This window comes from Clostridium sulfidigenes, assembly GCF_052067195.1.
Classification (GTDB): domain Bacteria; phylum Bacillota; class Clostridia; order Clostridiales; family Clostridiaceae; genus Clostridium_J; species Clostridium_J sulfidigenes.
In genome coordinates this window covers 1-17098 of the sequence record NZ_JBQHQR010000018.1, presented here as the reverse complement: position 1 = coordinate 17098, position 17098 = coordinate 1, and the positions used below count along the sequence as shown (strand labels likewise).

The 17098-nt window shown below is 32.1% G+C and carries 20 protein-coding genes; all 20 read left to right on the top strand.

Annotation, left to right across the window (positions count from 1 at the left end):
- Positions 1-2: 2 nt before the first annotated feature.
- Positions 3-491: a chemotaxis protein CheD gene (locus ACTNBA_RS16900; protein WP_441075475.1), complete on the top strand. Its 489-nt coding sequence runs from the start codon at positions 3-5 to the stop codon at positions 489-491.
- Positions 492-516: 25 nt separating this feature from the next.
- Positions 517-1644 (top strand): protein-glutamate methylesterase/protein-glutamine glutaminase, encoded by a 1128-nt coding sequence (locus tag ACTNBA_RS16895; RefSeq protein ID WP_441075474.1) that lies wholly within the window; start codon positions 517-519, stop codon positions 1642-1644.
- The gene (locus ACTNBA_RS16890) at positions 1644-2408 is read left to right on the top strand and encodes a CheR family methyltransferase (RefSeq protein ID WP_441075473.1); all 765 of its coding nucleotides are present in this window, start codon (positions 1644-1646) and stop codon (positions 2406-2408) included. The genes ACTNBA_RS16895 and ACTNBA_RS16890 overlap by 1 nt, the downstream gene beginning before the upstream one ends.
- An 11-nt stretch (positions 2409-2419) precedes the next feature.
- On the top strand, positions 2420-4576 hold the full coding sequence (locus tag ACTNBA_RS16885; RefSeq protein ID WP_441075472.1) for a chemotaxis protein CheW: 2157 nt from the start codon (positions 2420-2422) through the stop codon (positions 4574-4576).
- A gap of 10 nt (positions 4577-4586) precedes the next feature.
- Entirely contained in the window at positions 4587-5180 is a 594-nt protein-coding gene (locus ACTNBA_RS16880) for a chemotaxis protein CheC (protein WP_441075471.1), read from the top strand.
- A gap of 17 nt (positions 5181-5197) precedes the next feature.
- Positions 5198-5557, top strand: coding sequence for a response regulator (locus tag ACTNBA_RS16875; RefSeq protein ID WP_346847857.1), 360 nt, complete (start codon positions 5198-5200; stop codon positions 5555-5557).
- Positions 5558-5573: 16 nt separating this feature from the next.
- On the top strand, positions 5574-5972 hold the full coding sequence (locus tag ACTNBA_RS16870) for a chemotaxis protein CheW (RefSeq protein WP_441075470.1): 399 nt from the start codon (positions 5574-5576) through the stop codon (positions 5970-5972).
- A gap of 26 nt (positions 5973-5998) precedes the next feature.
- Entirely contained in the window at positions 5999-6994 is a 996-nt protein-coding gene (gene fliM, locus ACTNBA_RS16865; RefSeq protein ID WP_441075469.1) for a flagellar motor switch protein FliM, read from the top strand.
- Entirely contained in the window at positions 6987-8171 is a 1185-nt protein-coding gene (gene fliY, locus ACTNBA_RS16860) for a flagellar motor switch phosphatase FliY (RefSeq protein WP_441075468.1), read from the top strand. The genes fliM and fliY overlap by 8 nt, the downstream gene beginning before the upstream one ends.
- A gap of 121 nt (positions 8172-8292) precedes the next feature.
- Entirely contained in the window at positions 8293-8580 is a 288-nt protein-coding gene (gene flgM / locus ACTNBA_RS16855; protein ID WP_441075467.1) for a flagellar biosynthesis anti-sigma factor FlgM, read from the top strand.
- Positions 8581-8991, top strand: a complete 411-nt coding sequence (locus ACTNBA_RS16850) for a flagellar protein FlgN (protein WP_441075466.1) — start codon at positions 8581-8583, stop codon at positions 8989-8991.
- A gap of 10 nt (positions 8992-9001) precedes the next feature.
- Positions 9002-10690 carry a flagellar hook-associated protein FlgK gene (gene flgK, locus ACTNBA_RS16845; protein WP_441075465.1) on the top strand — a complete coding sequence of 563 codons (1689 nt, stop codon included), beginning with the start codon at positions 9002-9004 and terminating at the stop codon, positions 10688-10690.
- 27 nt (positions 10691-10717) lie between these two features.
- Entirely contained in the window at positions 10718-11689 is a 972-nt protein-coding gene (gene flgL, locus ACTNBA_RS16840; protein WP_441075464.1) for a flagellar hook-associated protein FlgL, read from the top strand.
- 83 nt (positions 11690-11772) lie between these two features.
- Positions 11773-12177, top strand: coding sequence for a flagellar assembly protein FliW (fliW, locus tag ACTNBA_RS16835; protein ID WP_441075463.1), 405 nt, complete (start codon positions 11773-11775; stop codon positions 12175-12177).
- 4 nt (positions 12178-12181) lie between these two features.
- On the top strand, positions 12182-12397 hold the full coding sequence (gene csrA / locus ACTNBA_RS16830; RefSeq protein WP_147519768.1) for a carbon storage regulator CsrA: 216 nt from the start codon (positions 12182-12184) through the stop codon (positions 12395-12397).
- Positions 12398-12729: 332 nt separating this feature from the next.
- Positions 12730-13077: a flagellar protein FlaG gene (locus ACTNBA_RS16825; protein WP_441075462.1), complete on the top strand. Its 348-nt coding sequence runs from the start codon at positions 12730-12732 to the stop codon at positions 13075-13077.
- A gap of 15 nt (positions 13078-13092) precedes the next feature.
- Complete coding sequence (gene fliS, locus ACTNBA_RS16820) at positions 13093-13482, top strand: flagellar export chaperone FliS (protein ID WP_441075461.1); 390 nt, start codon at positions 13093-13095, stop codon at positions 13480-13482.
- Positions 13483-13494: 12 nt separating this feature from the next.
- On the top strand, positions 13495-15594 hold the full coding sequence (gene fliD / locus ACTNBA_RS16815; RefSeq protein ID WP_441075460.1) for a flagellar filament capping protein FliD: 2100 nt from the start codon (positions 13495-13497) through the stop codon (positions 15592-15594).
- A 3-nt stretch (positions 15595-15597) separates the two neighbouring features.
- Positions 15598-15936, top strand: coding sequence for a flagellar protein FliT (gene fliT / locus ACTNBA_RS16810; protein ID WP_441075459.1), 339 nt, complete (start codon positions 15598-15600; stop codon positions 15934-15936).
- Between the two features lie 185 nt (positions 15937-16121).
- The gene (locus tag ACTNBA_RS16805) at positions 16122-16949 is read left to right on the top strand and encodes a flagellin N-terminal helical domain-containing protein (protein WP_441075458.1); all 828 of its coding nucleotides are present in this window, start codon (positions 16122-16124) and stop codon (positions 16947-16949) included.
- Positions 16950-17098: the final 149 nt, after the last annotated feature.

Genomic DNA, 17098 nt, shown 5'->3' with positions numbered 1-17098 from the left:
CTATGGAATACAAGGAGATAAAAGTAGGCATTGCAGATTATAAAATAGCCAAATGTCCAGATAGACTTATGACAATTGGGCTAGGTTCTTGTATTGGTATTGCCATAATAGATAAAAAAAGTGGAATTGGAGGCCTTGCCCATATTATGCTTCCAGACAGTGAAAAGTTTAATAAGATAGCAAATGAAATAAAGTTTGCTAATCTTGCAATACCTATTCTGATTAAAGAAATGATAGAAAATGGTGCAAAAGAAAAGGATCTAAGAGCCAAGATTGCTGGTGGGGCATCTATGTTTAACTTTGCAGACAGTAAGGTTAATATGGATATAGGTGCTAGAAATAGCCTAGCAGTTAAGGATATATTAAAGGCTAAAAAAATACCTATAGATAGTGAAGAAATTGGAGGAACTAAAGGAAGAACAATAACCTTTGATACAGTAACAGGGGAGCTATATGTAAAAACTGTAGGAGAAGGTATTAAAATTATATAGAAATTAATGATTGGAGTGATTACATATGGTACAAAAGGTTTCAGTTATGGTTGTAGATGACTCCGCTTTAATGCGAAAGATGATATCAGACATGATAAATATGGAAGATGACATGGAAGTGATAGCCATTGCAAGAAATGGAGAAGATCTTTTAGAAAAGTTAAAAAAGCAGGTTCCAGATGTTATCACTTTAGATATTGAAATGCCAAAGATGAATGGGATAGAAGCTTTAAAGAAAATAATGGAGTTAAAGATACCTACTAAAGTTATTATGATAAGTAGTTTAACACAAGATGGTGCCGAGGAAACTATGGAATGTTTAGAAAATGGAGCTATAGATTTTGTACCAAAACCATCAGGTTCAATTTCTTTAAACATTAATGTAGTTAGAGAAATTTTAATTTCAAAAATAAGAGGCATCAGATTTGTTAGAAAGACTTCTTCCATTAGTAACACAAAAGATGTTGACATTAAAGAAGATAAAACAAGAGAAATACATAGAGTTTCTACAGTATTGAAAATAAGAGAAAGAGACTCAATGCCTAAAGCTATAAGAAGTAAAGGAATAGGTAATAAAAAGATCTCAGCAATTGTAATGGGGGCATCTACAGGTGGTCCTAAGGCATTATTTAATGTCATTACAAACCTTCCAGAAAAATTAGGAGTTCCTATATTAGTGGTTCAGCATATGCCAGAAGGCTTTACAAAAGCGTTTGCTGAAAGACTTGATAAATTTTCTAAGGTTAAGGTGGTGGAAGCCAGGGAAGGTATGTCCATAGAAAAGGATGTTGTATATATAGCACCTGGTGGTAAACATATGGAGATAAGTAGAAGTAAAACTATAACCTTAAATTTAGAACCTCCAATGTGGGGAGTAAGGCCGGCTGTAGACAAGCTGTTTATATCAGGAGCTAAGGTATATGGGGAGAATTTATTAGGGATTATCCTCACTGGTATGGGAAGAGATGGGGCTGATGGAATTATAGAAGTTAAAAAAGCAGGTGGAGCCACTATATCAGAAGATGAGTCTACTTGTATAATATATGGAATGCCTAAAGCAGCTTATGACACTAATATGATAGACGAAGTTATTCCACTTTATGATATTAGTAAAAGAATAGCTAATATAGTACTGGGGGATGTGAAGAATTAATGGATTTTACAAAGTTTGAAAGTTTTATATTAAGAGAGTTTAATTTAGATTTGTCTGGCTATAAATCAGCTCAGTTACATAGAAGAATACTTACTATTATGTCTAGAGCTGGAGCTAAAGATTTAGATGAATATATGATATTAATAAAAAAAGATAAGGTCATAAGGGAAAAGTTTTTGGATTATGTTACGATAAATGTAACAGAGTTCTATAGAAACCCACAAATATTTCAGGAACTTGAAAATTTTATAAAAAGTGAATTATCCTATAACAGACCACTAAAAATATGGAGTGCAGCTTGCTCTATTGGGGCAGAACCTTATTCTATATCTATGATGCTAAAGGAGATGACTCCTAGTGTTAGGCATAAGATATTAGCTACGGATATAGATACTAACATCTTAATAAGAGCAAAAGCGGGAGAGTATGTAAGTGGAGATATTAAAAACATACCTAAAACCCAACTTCATAAGTATTTTAAACATGAGGGGGAAAAATTTATAATTAACCAGGAAGTAAAAGATCTAGTAACCTTTAAAAAACATGATCTTATATTAGATAGCTATGAAGGTGGCTTTGACATAATTGTATGTAGAAATGTGGTTATATATTTTACTAATGAAGTAAAAGAAAAAATTTATGAAAAGTTTTCTAAAGCATTAAATCCAGGAGGTTTATTATTTATAGGTGCTACAGAAAGTATATATGGATATAAGAATTTTGGTTTTGAGAAACTTTCAACATTTATCTATAAGAAAATTTAAGGAGGGGTAACATGGACACTTCTCAATATCTATCTATGTTTTTAGAAGAGTCAAGTGATAATCTACAACTATTAAATGAATCATTACTTATATTAGAAAATGATTCGGAAGATATGGAAATATTAAATCAGATTTTCAGAGTTGCACATACCATTAAAGGAATGGCTGCTACTATGGGTTATACTAAAATGGCAGAACTTACCCATAAGATGGAGGATGTACTTTCTAAGTTTAGAGAGGGACAACTTAAAGTAACCCATGAAGTGGTAACAGTATTGTTTAATTGTTTAGATATTTTAGAATCCATGGTAGGGGATATTACTGATGGAGGTGATGGAGACTTAGAGATTAATAACATTGTAACTCAACTAGTAAAGATAGCAGAGGGAAATGAAAACATCCCAAAGGAAGAAAATTCATCAGAGGTAATTCAGAATAAAGATAAAGAAGTAGTACAAGATATAATGGGCAGTGAGGAGATTGTAGACTTAGGTCTTGATGAATACGATATTGATACCTTAAAGGAAGCTTTAAAGAATAATTTCAATACCTTCCATGTTCATGTTGGACTTGATGAAAAAACTATTTTAAAATCTGCTAGAGCATTTATTTTATTTCAGACTTTAGAGGAGAATGGAGAAATCCTAAAATCAAATCCAAAGCTTGAAGATTTAGAAAGTGAAAATTTTGATTTTGATATTGATTTAGTATTTGTAACAGAAGCATCTCAGGACATAATAAGAAATTCTATTAATGGAATATCTGAAATAAGGCAAGTTGATGTAAGAGATATAAGTGGCTTGGTTAAAAATGGGAATAGTGTTAGCGATGATAAAGGAGCTAATGAAGTTGCTGCCACAGCTTTAGCTACTAGTACTAAGGCTGCAAATACTACTGAAATTACTAAAGACAAAGAAAGTTCTAACAAAGTAGTAGAGCTAAAGGATTCAAAAAATAATCTTAAGGCAAAAACTGTAGAAACAGCACCTAGTTCCAAAGAAGAAAATAAAAAACAACCAGTAAAACACAAAAATAAAGGTGTTGGACAATCTGTTAGAGTGGATTTAGAAAGATTAGATAACTTTATGAATATGGTATCTGAGCTAGTAATTCATAGAACTAGATTAGAGCAAATAAGTGCTAATCATAAGATTGTGGAATTAAATGAAACCTTAGAAGAAGTAGCGAGAACTACTACTGATCTTCAAGATTTAGTTATGAAGATTAGAATGTTACCTTTAGATGTAGTGTTTAATAGATTCCCAAGAATGATAAGAGATTTATCAATGGAACTAAATAAAGAGATTGATTTTGAAATTCAAGGACAGGATACAGAGCTTGATAGAACTGTAATTGAAGAGATAGGTGAACCTTTAATACATTTACTTAGAAATGCTGCAGACCATGGAGTTGAGTCAGCAGAAAAAAGAATTAGTCAAGGTAAGCCAGCAGCAGGAAAGATAAAATTAATTGCCTATTCTGAAGGTACCAAGGCTGTTATAAAGGTAGAAGATGATGGTAGTGGTATCAATGTAGAAAAGGTTAAGGCTAAGGCAGAGAAAGTTGGTATTAATACTGAAGGGATGAGTGATAATGATATAAAAAATCTTATTTTCTCTCAAGGGTTTAGTACTAATGAAGTAGTTACTGATATATCAGGAAGAGGAGTTGGAATGGATGTTGTAAAAACAAAAATTTCAAGCCTTGGAGGAACCGTAGATGTATTCAGTGAAGAAGGAAAAGGAACCTCCTTTATAATAAAGTTACCTTTAACTCTACAAATAATTCAATCCTTACTTGTTAAGATTGGAACAGAGACTATGGCTATATCCTTAGGATTTATCGATAGAGTTATGGAATATAATCCAGAGGAAATTAAAAGAACAAACAATAAAGAAATTGTAGTATATAATGATAAGGTGTTTAAATTAGTAAGAATTAATGATAAATTAGATATAGAAAGTAAGGATTATGGAAAAAAATACGTAATACTTGCAAAGGTTGGCGAAAATGAAGTTGCCTTAGTAGTTGATTCATTATTAGGACAAAAGGAAATAGTTATTAAAACCTTTGGAAATATACTAAAATCCACAAAAGAATACATTGGAGCTACCATATTAGGTGATGGATTAGTGACCTTAATTTTAGATGTAGCAGCACTTATTTAGGAGGAGAGCTATGGAGTTTACCGAGTTACAAATAGATGCATTGAGAGAGATAGGCAATATAGGTCTTGGAAATGCAGCTACAGCCATGGCGCAAATCTTAGGGAAAGAGATACAAATATCAGTTCCCAGGGTAAATGTTATTTCCTTAGAGGATATTTTTGAAAGGGTAGATGAAGAAACTGTAGTTTATGCAGTAATTGCAAGAGTTCTTGGTGAAGCCCCAGGAAATATATTATTTATGTTTGATACAGCTACCATGATGAAGATTGCAGAAATGCTAGTTGGAAAGCAAGAGGGAGAAGAGTTAAATGAACTAGGTTATTCAGCCCTTGGAGAAATAGGTAACATAATATTTGCAACCTATATGAATGCCATAAGTCAAATGACTAATTTAAGGTTATTCCCATCGGTACCAGCGGTAACAAAGGACATGCTTACAGCAGTGCTTTCCACAACTTTCATTGAATCTGGTCAATTTAATGACTATGTATTAGATATAGAAACAGGATTTTCTCAGGAGAATGAAGACTTAAAAGGTGATTTTTATTTTATCCCAGCGCCAGGGTCTTTGGAAAGAATATTAGAATCATTAGGATTAAATTAACGGAGGTTATGTAGAAAATGGCAAGAGTATTAATAGTAGACGATGCGACTTTTATGAGAATGATGGTTAAGGATATTTTAGAGAAGAATGGATATGAAGTTATTGGAGAAGCTAATAACGGAATTAAGGCAGTGGAGATCTATAAAGCAGAAAAACCAGATATAGTGACCATGGATATTACAATGCCTGAGATGGATGGAATAGAAGCAGTTAAACAAATAAAAGCATTTGACCCAAGTGCTAAAATTGTTATGTGTAGTGCAATGGGACAACAAAGCATGGTTATGGATGCTATAAAAGCTGGAGCAAAGGATTTTATAGTTAAACCATTCCAAGCAGACAGGGTGCTTGAAGCTATAAAAAAAGTATTAGGATAATATGGGGGGGATTTTAGTGCAAGTTGTGGTTTTTAAAATAGGTGACGAAGAATTCGCAGTAGAGACAAGCAAAGTTCAAGGAATAAACGGACTAATGAAAATCACAAAGGTTCCCAAAGCGGAAAAATATATTAAAGGACTTATAAATCTAAGGGGAAGTATACTTTCCGTATTAGATATTAATCTTCTTTTAGGTATGAATGTAAGTGATGAAAACAATAATAACATTATAGTTTTAGAGTTAGATGGTGAGCAGGTTGGAATAACTGTAGACCATGTAGAAGAAGTCATGAATGTAGAAGAAGATATGATTAAAAGAGTTCATGAAGATAAAAATAAGCCTTTTATAAAAGGACTTATTAATCTTGAAAATAGAATATTAACTATGATTGATATTGATAAACTACTACAATAGACCCACTGGGTAGAAAGAGGTAGAATATGGCAGAAACCTTATCGCAAAGTGAAATAGATGCACTTTTATCTGCCTTGTCTTCTGGTGACTTAGAACCAAGTGACATTGAAAAAGATGAAGAAAACGTTAAAATTAAAAATTATGATTTTAAAAGACCACAAAAGTTTTCTAAGGATGTTATTAGAGCAGTAGAAGTTATCCACGATAATTATGCGAGGATAGTATCTAACTACTTAACAGCTCAGCTTAGAAGTAATGTTAAGGTGAAGATAGAAAGTGTAGAACAAATAACCTATGAAGAATTTATACATTCTATTCCAAGCACTACTGTGCTTAACTTGTTTAGAATGCCTCCCCTTGATGGTCAAATAATATTAGAGACTAACGAGGAATTTGTCCTTAGAATATTTGATGTTCTAGCAGGAGGAAGTGGAGACAAAAAGCCTAAATTTAAGGAACTCACAGATATAGAAAAAAACATTATTAAGCATGTTAATCAGGAGATGATTTCTAAGTTAAAGTTAGCTTGGGAAGATGTAATGGAAGTAGAGCCAATTCTAGATAGTATAGAAACTAATCCAGCATTGAATCAAATTCTAGCTCCTAATGAGCCTGTAGCATTAGTAACTTTTAGTGTAGATATGTTTGATACAAGTTTACTTATAAATATATGTATTCCGTATCTAAGCATAGAAAAAGTTTTAGACAACTTGGTTATAAAAAATTGGTTCAGCACCACAGATAATGAACAAGGTGAAGAGGTAAAAGCAAATATAAACAAAACTATAAAAAATGTAGACGTAGCAATGAAGGCTGTCCTTGGAGAAACGAAGATTTCCGTAAATGACTTCTTGAATTTATTCACAGGAGACATTGTTACCCTAGATAGAAGTTATGATAGCACAGTTGATATTTATGTTGAAGATGAACTTCTATTTAAAGCTAAACCAGGATTAAAGGGTAAGAATAAGGCAGTTCAAATAATTGAATATATTGACAAGGGAGTTGAGAATGATGGATAATTCGTTTCTTTCACAAGAGGAAATAGATGCACTTCTAAATGGAGATGGTGGTTCTTCTGAAGTTGAACCAGTTAATGAACCAGCTGAGGAATTATCAGATTTAGAAAAGGATTTATTAGGTGAAGTGGGAAATATATCTATGGGTACTGCAGCCACAGCGCTTTCAGCTGTAGTTGGTAAACCTGTAAATATTACAACTCCAACTATAACTCTTAGTACATTAAATAAGCTGAAAAAGAGCTTTAAAACACCTAATATAGTATTAGATGTTCAATTTGTCAGTGGAATAGTTGGGGGTAACCTATTTATAATAAATATTGAAGATTCAGCTGTTATAGCAAACTTAATGATGGGTGGAGATGGAGTTGTAGAGCCACCAAGTGAACTTTCTGAATTAGAAATAAGTGCTGTTCAGGAGGCTATGAACCAAATGATAGGTTCAGCAGCAACTTCCATGGCAACTATGTTCAGTAGAGAGGTAAATATATCACCTCCTATATCTTCTGTTTGTGATGAAAATTCAGAGGAAATATCTACAGATATATCTGCAGACGAAGAAATAGTGAATGTTTCTTTTAGAATGACCATAGGTGACCTAGTAGATAGTAATATTGTTCAAATATTACCAATTGCTACAGCAAAGAAGATTGTAAGTATTATGATGGGAACTGAGGAAGATGCACCAGTATCAGAATCTACAAAGGCATCAACTGAAGTGAAAGTTGTAGCTGAGCCTAAAGAAATTTCTATGAATAATGAAGTTGTAGCTAATGAAATAGCTTCAAAAGACATTTATAAAAATGATAATAATTACAGTGTTCAAGGTCAAGGGATTGTAGAAAATCATGAAGAACCTGTTAATGTGAAGCAAGCATCCTTTGGACAACTAGAAGAAATTAGAGGTGCAGAAATGCCTAAAAATATAGACTTAATATTAGATGTTCCATTAGAATTATCAGTAGAGCTTGGTAGAACAAAGAAGAATATAAGAGATATTCTAGCTCTTACTAGAGGTTCTTTAATTGAATTAAACAAACTAGCAGAGGAACCAGTAGACATTTTTATCAACGGTAAAAGAATTGCCCATGGTGAAGTAGTTGTAGTAGATGAAAACTTTGGTGTTAAAATTACTGAAATTGCTAGTGGAGAAGATAGAGTAAAAAGTCTTTCTAAGTAAAGACTTTTTTTCTATTAATGAGACAATAACAAGTTTGTAAAAAATTTACTAAAAAACCCTATAAACTTTAATTAAATAGGTTCGAGTATAAAGGTAGAGAGAAATAGTTGGGAGTGAAAACATGAAAATTAATAATGGAAATATTCACGCTCTATATGTAAATAGCTATAATACTAAAGAAAATGCTAAAGTAGAAAATACTAAATCAAACAAGGATATGGTTAAGGATACTTGTCAGCTTTCAACTTTAGGAAAGAGCTTGAATAAATTAGCATTAGAAGAAGAAAGTGTTGGTATCAGTGATAAAGAAGTAGAAAAGATAAAAAGTAGAGTTTCTAAAGGAACCTATACTGTGGATTCACAGGTTTTGGCTAAGGCTATGATGGCATACGGGAAAGGTGGACAATAGATGAAAAACCAGCTTAAAGGAATATTAGAAGAAGAGCTAAAGGCAATAAAGGCTCTTACAGATATTTTAGAAGCTCAACATGAACTATTGGTTCTTCAAGATGTGTTTAAATTAGAAGCTATAACTAAAGATATAGATGATTGTAGTAGAAACTTAGCAAGAGCTGAAGGTTTGAGAAGAAGCTTAACAGGAAAAGAATCTATTAAAAAAATAGTAGAAGAAGTAGATGAAAAGGAAATTACCCATATATATGATGAAATGGTTAAAGCTATTAACGCTTTAGTAATTCAAAAGGAAACTAATGAACTACTAATAAAACAAAGTCTTAGCTATACTAATTCTATGTTAGCTATGATAAGTCCTAAAAAAGAGCCGGTAGTTTATAATGGATATGGAAAAATAAAGAGATAAGGAGAAGATTATGTCAGGATTATTTGCAACATTAAATACATCAAAGGGCGGTATGTTTGCTCAACAGCAATATATTAATGTAACTAGCCATAATATTTCAAATGCCAATACAGAAGGGTTCTCAAGACAACATATTGTACTTCAAACAGCAAGACCGCAAACCATAGCAGGGGGAGCAGGTCAAATTGGTACAGGTGTAACAGTTAGCTCTATTGAAAGAACAAGAAATCAGTTTCTTGACTATCAAATAAGAAAAGAAAGCTCACTTCTTGGTAATTATGGTGTTAGACAAGACTACTTATCAGAAATTGAAGGTATTTTTAATGAACCTTCTGATACAGGAATATCAGAGCTTATGTCAGAATTTTTTGATGCCTGGCAAACTCTTTCTAAGAATCCAGAAAAGTCTGATGCTAGAACAGTAGTAGCTCAAAAGGCAAAAGCTTTAGCAGATGAACTAAATCATACTTATAAGAAGTTAAATGATACTAAGGATAATGCAGCTAAAGAAATACAGAGCAACCTTTTTGAAGTAAACACTATTCTTGATCAATTAAATTCTATAAATAAAGAAATAATAACTGTTACCATTGCAGGGAACAATCCTAATGACTTATTAGATAGCAGAGATTTACTTTTAGATGAGCTAAGTACAAAGTTTGGTATTGATACTAGAAATCAAATACTTAATGGAATTACTTGTAAGCCAGAAGATAATGACTCTATGAATCTAATAAGAAATAAAGATTCTCAAGATATTAATAAATTAGGATTTGTAAATAAACTAACAAAAAATCCAGATGGAAGTTATGATATAGAATACTATAAAAATGGAGATATGACTTCAGATAAGAATAAGGTTACTTTAACAGGAGTTACCCTTTCTGATGAGCAATATGAAAATTTAAATAATGGAAGAGTACTTGTTACTGAAGAAGATGGAAGTGTAAATCTTACAGGTGGAGCATTAAATAATGATCAAATATTTAATCCATCCTCAGGAAGACTAGGTGGACTTCAATCAATTCATGAAGATGCTGAAAGTTACATTGAACAAGCTAATACCTTAGCAAAAACTTTAGCATTTGCAGTAAATGCAATTCATACAGAGGGGATTCCAGCAGGTGAACAGTATGCCTTCTTTGTTAATTCAGGAAATGACCCTCTTGATTATGATGGTATTACAGCAGGAAATATCACAATGAATTCAGATATCCTAAAAAATGTTATGCTAATTCAGGCTGGAGCAAGTAAAGTTTCAGGTTCTACTGATGGAGATAGAGCATTAGCATTGGCTAGCCTAAGAGACTTTGGACTTAATATAGATAGTATTCAAAGTGGTAAAAAGAAGGATGGTTCAGTATATGACTATGACGCTTTTGTAGAAGAACATCTAGGCATTACAGCTGAAGGTGATGTACCAAAGTTTAATACTATAGATGGAGGAGTTAAGGTAGAAGGCTTCTTTAAGAATACTATAAATAAACTGGGAGTTCAGTCTGAGGAAGCTACTAGAATTGTTAAAAACCAAAATACTTTATTAAAGGGGCTTCTTGAAAGAAGACTTTCAACTTCAGGAGTATCCCTTGATGAGGAAGCTATAAATCTTGTGCAATTCCAACATGCCTTCCAAGCTAATGCAAAGGTAATAACAACGGTAGATCAACTCCTTGATGTAGTAATTGGTCTAGTTAGATAGAAATAGTGAAGATATAGAGGTGATAAAATGAGAATAACTCATGGTGTAATGGTTAGTGGCTTTTTAGGTGATATGAATACTAACTTAAATAGCTTAAACAAAATACAAAAGCAATTAAATACTGGTAAGGTATTTTCAAAACCTTCAGATGACCCTTTTAAAGTAGCAAGATCCATGCAGATGTATTCAGAAATAAATGCTAATAAGCAATATAACACTAATATAAAGGATACTATAAACTGGATGGATACCACAGACACAGCACTAAGTAATGGTACTAAATGTCTTCAAAGAATACGAGAACTTATGGTATCCGCAGGAAATGCTGCCTATGGTTCATCAGAACTTACTGCCATTAAAGAAGAGATAAATGAGAGAGTAGCAGAATTTGGACAAATCTTAAATACTAGCTTTGATGGAAAGTATATCTTTGGTGGTAAAGATGGAGCTTCAAAACCAGTAGAAGTAAATTTAGATAATGGAACAGGACTAAATTCCATAGATATTGCAGGAGATGAAAATATTATAAATAAATCTCTAAAAGTAGAGATATCTTCTGGGGTTACAGTGGATTACAATGTAAATGCTGTAGAAGTTTTAAAGTTTACGGATAAAGATGGTAATGGAAATGTGGTAGATGGTGCCGGAGTGCCAACAGGGGAAATGGATGTAATGAAATTCTTTGATGACCTTCTAAATAACTTGAGTGATGTAAACGGTAAGTCTAAGGTTGTAGGAGAAAATTTAGATCAGATTGATAAGGTTATAAATAATATGCTTAGTATAAGTGCTAAGGTTGGTACTGTGCAAAATAGGATGGAAAGTGCTAAGGATCTAAATACAGCACAAAATGAAAACCTTACAGAAATACTATCTGGAAATGAAGATATAGATTTCATGGAAAAGAGTATGGAGATGGCTGTAGCAAGAACCATCTACGTAGCATCCCTACAAACTAGCTCCAAAGTCCTTCAGCCATCAATTCTGGACTTTTTATAGGATTGAAAATTATTTTCCGTGATCGGATAAGTGCTTGAAGCAAAATTTTACATTAAGAGACTCTAAAAAAGATAAGAGGTGTTATGATGACTGCAGAGGAAAAAGATAAGAATGTTATTACCTTTAATAATGGGTTGCCGGGGTTTGAGAGTTTAAAAACTTTTGTTCTCGAGGAGATAGAAGGGTCAGAGCCTTTTAAGACACTTAAGTCTACAGAGGATGAGAATATTGGCTTTGTTACTATAGTTCCCTTTGATTTTAAAGTGGATTATGAAGTTAAGTTAACGGAGGCTGTTATAAATTCTCTTAAGATAGAAGCTCCTGAAGATGTTTTGATTTTAAATACGGTTACTCTTAATAGTGATGTTAAGAAGATAACTACTAATTTAAAGGCTCCTATTATAATAAATTCAAAAAATAACTTAGGGTATCAAATGATTCTAGATAGGGAAAACTATAGCATTAAACATCCCTTAATAAAGGAGTGATAGTATGCTAGTGGTAACAAGAAAACCAGGTGAAGGAATTAAAATTGGAGACGATGTAGAGATAACTATAGTTAAAATTGACGATAACTCTGTTAAGGTATCTATCAATGCACCTAAGGAAGTTAAAATATTAAGAAGTGAACTTTACAAAGAAGTAGGAGAAGAAAACATCAATGCTTCTAAAATAAACATGGAGCTATTACCTAAAATAAAAAAATAATTTTGTACATAACCCCCAAATGGTTAAATATTTTTAACTATATGACTATATAAATAGTTAGCTATATAAATATAAAACTATATAGCTATATAACTAGTTAAATAGTTAACTAGTTGTTGTCATAGTGCGGGGTTGAGAGGTTTGTCCGATGACTACCAGCTCTAATACTCCATCTTCTTCGAAGTGGGAGCAAAGAGCTGCTACGTCCCTGGATAACGATTTCTAAAGCTTCATAGAAGCTAAGAACTCTGTTTATATATATATCAGGGAAGATAATTAATATAATTTACCGAAACATTTATTATAAAATATTATAATTTGGGGGAATTAATATGGAAGTTAGTAGAGTTAATGTTGGAAGAACCATGGAAGGTGTAACTCCAGCAAGAGAAGTTCAACATGTTTCAGAAAATAATGCAACGACACAGGAAGCTATAGATAAAAATCAAAATTATAAATTAGAAGAGGTTCATAAGGCTGTTGATAAACTTAATAAATTTATGGAAGACGAAGATATCCATGCAGAGTATGAGGTGCATGATAAATTTAACCAAATAATGATAAAAATAGTAGATAATAAAACCAAGGATGTATTACTGGAAGTACCACCAAAAAAAATCCTAGACATGGTTGCTAAAATGTGTGAAATGGTGGGGATACTTGTAGACAAAAAGGCCTAAACTGGAGGAGATAAAATGTATAATGCAGGTGCTAATGCATATAACGCGTACAAAAATAATAGTGTGAATTATGCTTCTAAGGAGCAATTACTTTTAATGCTTTTAGATGGAGCTGTAAAATTTGCTAAAATGGCTAGACAAGCTATATTAGATAATGATGTAAAAAGTAGTCATGAGAATCTTATAAAGACTCAGGATATATTCACAGAGTTAATGATTACTATAGATCAAAATGCTGGTGAATGGGCTGTAAATATGTATAAAATATATGATTTTATAAAGGAAAAACTTTTTGAGGCAAATTTAAAAAAGGATGTAAAAGTTCTTGATGAAGTTATGCCTCTTATAGAAGAAGTACGAAACACATGGCAGGAGGCTTATGAGGTTTCAAAAGGAATAAGATAAGGAGGACTAAGTATGAGAATAACAGGACTTGCCACAGGGATGGATATGGATCAAATAGTTAAAGAAACTATGCAACCCTATAGAATTAAAATTCAGCAACAACAGCAACAAAAGGAAATAACTGAGATAAAGCAACAACTCTACAGAGATGTAATTAATGAATCTAGGGAGCTTTACAATAAGTATTTTGATGTGGCTAAAACAGATAGCTTACTTTTAAGTAAGAATTGGTCAACGGCAAAATTTACTTCATCTAATGAAAATGTATTAACTGTTACTAGTAGCAGTGATGCAAAACCAGGAAATTATACAGTAACAGGAAATACAGCTACGGCAGCTAAAGCTGTAGTGACAGATGGATTGGATGTAGGTAACACATTTTTAATTAATGGAAAAGAATTTACTCTACGAGGTGATACAGCAAAAGCAAGGGCTGAAAATTTAAATAAAGAATTAAAATCAGCAGGAATGAATGTAGCTGTTAGATATAGTGACTTTGCAGGAACTACAACAACTGGTAACCAAAGTGGGTTTATCTTTGAATCTACAGTTTTAGGTAAGGATAGTACCTTTACAATAGGGGGGACAAGTTCATTAGTAGGAACTATAGTAGATGGAATAGATGCAACGGCTGCAACTGTAACGGAATTTTCAGTAAGTGATTTTAAATATGACGCCAATAATACAATAACCTTAACTGTAGATGGTAAGTCGATTTCAGTTGATATTAGTGGTGCGAGTATTAAAAAAGACGGTAGTGAAGAAACTGATAATGTAGTTGATAGTGAAAAATTAAAGACTGTATTAAATGAGAAATTAAAAGAGTATAAGTTATCAGCTGAAGTTAGCGAGTCTGGAGAAATAACTTTTAAAAGCACTGTACTGGGTGAATTAGGTGATAATGCTAAATTTTCTTTAGAAGTAAATGAAAAAGCTGGTATATTTAAGAATGGTGAAAATGCTAAGAGTGCTACTAATACATTAGATAAAAGCCAAATAGGTGGAATAGATAGTAAAACAATTTCAATTAACGGTAAAGCCTTTAATGTTGATTTCTCAAAAGCTGAACCCGGCAAAGATGAAGAGTATTTAAACAATTTATTAAAAGAGCAAAATATAAGTGTAACAGCAAAGATAGGTGCAGATAATAAGATTACATTCAAATCTAATGTTGCAGGAGCCAATGGTAAAGTTGATATTAGTATTCTAAATAGTGGATCAATAATTCCATCACAAGGTATAGATGCAGCTATGACAATAAAAGATGATAAAGGTGGAGTATACACTCACACTGGTATTTCTAATACTTTAACTTTAGATGGAGTAACCTTTAAATTTACAGGGGAAATACCATCAGAGGGTATAAGTGTAAATGGTAAAAATGATGTTACAGCAGTAAAAGACAAGGTTGTAAATTTTATTAATGATTATAATAAACTTATGGAAAAACTAAATACTCTAACTACAGAAAAAAGAAATAGAAACTACATGCCATTAACTGACGAGCAAAAGAAGGAAATGTCTGAAAACGAAATAAAACTTTGGGATGAAAGAGTTAAAAAAGGACAGCTATATAAGGATTCTGATGTATCAAGAATAGCAAATTCTATGAAAAGTGCAATGAGGGGACTTGTAGAAGGTGTAGATGGAAACTTAGAAAAGTTTGGCATCAAACCAGTTGCAGATTATCAAGGTACTAAAAATGGGACATTTGTAATTGATGAATATAAACTTACAGAAGCATTAGAAAATAATTCAGAGGAAGTAATGAAGTTTTTTATAAGTATCCCACCTTCAACAGAAGGACTAACGGAACAAGAAAAATATAATAAAACAGGCGTTGTCCAAAGATTAAAATCTACACTATATAATGAAACTATAACTGTTTCTTCATTATTAATTAAAAAAGCTGGAATAGAAGGTTCTGCCTCTGTAGCTAATAATGAGTTAACAAAATCTATAGAAAAGTATGAGAAAAAGATGATAGATATGGAGAAAGATTTTTCAAGAAGAGAACAGCAATTATACTCAAAGTGGGCAACTATAGAAAGTATGATGAATAAATTAAATTCTCAACAAAGCTATCTAATGTCTCAATTAGGAATGGCGTAGACTATGGAATTAAAAGAGTTGTTATTAAAATATAAAGGAATTACTGAAGAATTTATTAAAGTTATGGAAGAAGAAAACTATGAACTTCAAGGAAATAAACTTTTAAGCAAAAGAGAAACTCTACTAAGTGAATTGAAAACCAAGGATTTTGATAAAGAGGAATTTGCGGAAATTTCCAAAGACTTAGAGTTAATCACGTTGGAAGAAAGAGCTTCTAAATTACTTAATGCTGAGAAGAATAAAATTAAAGAAGAGATTTTTAACTTGAATAATAATCGTAATGCAGCTAAAACTTATGGAGTTAACTTTAAAAACATTAATTTTATTAATAAGGAAGTATAAAGTAAGTAATATTTTTTTCGATAAATAAATTAAATAGATATTATAAAGTTATAATTAAGTTATTCGATTATTTAATTATAAGGCTTAAGCAAAAACTATATATAGGGAAATCTATTACCTAAGGGTAATGTTTCTAAATAAAAAATAGGACAAGGATGTCCGTAAAAATCAAGGAGGAATTTATAATGATAATTAATCACAATTTAAACGCAATGAACTCTCATAGACAAATGGGAATAAACAATAATGCAGCAGGAAAGGCTATGGAAAAATTAAGCTCAGGTTTAAGAATTAACAGAGCTGGAGATGACGCTGCAGGACTTGCAATTTCTGAAAAGATGAGAGCACAGGTAAGAGGACTAGACCAAGCATCAAGAAATGCACAAGATGGAATATCATTAATTCAAACAGCAGAAGGTGGGTTAAATGAAACTCATGCTATTCTTCAAAGAATGAGAGAATTAGCAGTACAATCAGCCAATGATACAAATGATGATGGAGTGGATAGAAAAGCACTTCAAGCTGAAGTTGGTCAATTATTAAAAGAAGTTGATAGAATTGGAAGTGATACAAAATTCAATGGAAAATCGCTTTTAAATGGGGATGCTGCAGTTGCAACTAATGGATATAAATTCCACATAGGTGCAGATAAAGGTCAAAGTATAACACTTACAATAAGCTCAATGTTGACAAATGGTATAGGTATTAGTACTATTGATATTTCTTCACAAACAGGTGCAGATGGTGCAATAGATACAGTAAATAAAGCCATAAATACCGTATCAACAGAAAGAGCAAAACTAGGTGCATATCAAAACAGATTGGAACATACAATTAAAAACTTAGATAACTCATCTGAAAACCTACAAGCAGCAGAAAGTAGAATAAGAGATGTAGATATGGCTAAGGAAATGATGAATTTCTCTAAAAATAATATTTTACAACAAGCATCTCAAGCAATGCTTGCACAAGCTAATCAGCAGCCACAAGGAGTACTACAACTTCTTAGATAATTATTAATTTTAATCTAATAATTACAATATTAAAATAATGTGCAAGGAAGCGCATGGTAAAAATCAAGGAGGAATTTATAATGATAATTAATCACAATTTAAACGCAATGAACTCTCATAGACAAATGGGAATAAACACTAGTGCAGCA

What these genes read in the sequence shown, in the direction of transcription:
- fliT (WP_441075459.1), top strand. Translation starts at nt 15,598, where the DNA reads ATGGAATTAAAAGAGTTGTTATTAAAATATAAAGGAATTACTGAAGAA.
- ACTNBA_RS16805 (WP_441075458.1), top strand. Translation starts at nt 16,122, where the DNA reads ATGATAATTAATCACAATTTAAACGCAATGAACTCTCATAGACAAATG.
- csrA (WP_147519768.1), top strand. Translation starts at nt 12,182, where the DNA reads ATGCTAGTGGTAACAAGAAAACCAGGTGAAGGAATTAAAATTGGAGAC.
- fliM (WP_441075469.1), top strand. Translation starts at nt 5,999, where the DNA reads ATGGCAGAAACCTTATCGCAAAGTGAAATAGATGCACTTTTATCTGCC.
- flgK (WP_441075465.1), top strand. Translation starts at nt 9,002, where the DNA reads ATGTCAGGATTATTTGCAACATTAAATACATCAAAGGGCGGTATGTTT.
- ACTNBA_RS16890 (WP_441075473.1), top strand. Translation starts at nt 1,644, where the DNA reads ATGGATTTTACAAAGTTTGAAAGTTTTATATTAAGAGAGTTTAATTTA.
- ACTNBA_RS16885 (WP_441075472.1), top strand. Translation starts at nt 2,420, where the DNA reads ATGGACACTTCTCAATATCTATCTATGTTTTTAGAAGAGTCAAGTGAT.
- ACTNBA_RS16850 (WP_441075466.1), top strand. Translation starts at nt 8,581, where the DNA reads ATGAAAAACCAGCTTAAAGGAATATTAGAAGAAGAGCTAAAGGCAATA.
- fliD (WP_441075460.1), top strand. Translation starts at nt 13,495, where the DNA reads ATGAGAATAACAGGACTTGCCACAGGGATGGATATGGATCAAATAGTT.
- flgM (WP_441075467.1), top strand. Translation starts at nt 8,293, where the DNA reads ATGAAAATTAATAATGGAAATATTCACGCTCTATATGTAAATAGCTAT.
- ACTNBA_RS16825 (WP_441075462.1), top strand. Translation starts at nt 12,730, where the DNA reads ATGGAAGTTAGTAGAGTTAATGTTGGAAGAACCATGGAAGGTGTAACT.
- ACTNBA_RS16880 (WP_441075471.1), top strand. Translation starts at nt 4,587, where the DNA reads ATGGAGTTTACCGAGTTACAAATAGATGCATTGAGAGAGATAGGCAAT.
- fliW (WP_441075463.1), top strand. Translation starts at nt 11,773, where the DNA reads ATGATGACTGCAGAGGAAAAAGATAAGAATGTTATTACCTTTAATAAT.
- ACTNBA_RS16900 (WP_441075475.1), top strand. Translation starts at nt 3, where the DNA reads ATGGAATACAAGGAGATAAAAGTAGGCATTGCAGATTATAAAATAGCC.
- fliS (WP_441075461.1), top strand. Translation starts at nt 13,093, where the DNA reads ATGTATAATGCAGGTGCTAATGCATATAACGCGTACAAAAATAATAGT.
- ACTNBA_RS16895 (WP_441075474.1), top strand. Translation starts at nt 517, where the DNA reads ATGGTACAAAAGGTTTCAGTTATGGTTGTAGATGACTCCGCTTTAATG.
- flgL (WP_441075464.1), top strand. Translation starts at nt 10,718, where the DNA reads ATGAGAATAACTCATGGTGTAATGGTTAGTGGCTTTTTAGGTGATATG.
- ACTNBA_RS16875 (WP_346847857.1), top strand. Translation starts at nt 5,198, where the DNA reads ATGGCAAGAGTATTAATAGTAGACGATGCGACTTTTATGAGAATGATG.
- fliY (WP_441075468.1), top strand. Translation starts at nt 6,987, where the DNA reads ATGGATAATTCGTTTCTTTCACAAGAGGAAATAGATGCACTTCTAAAT.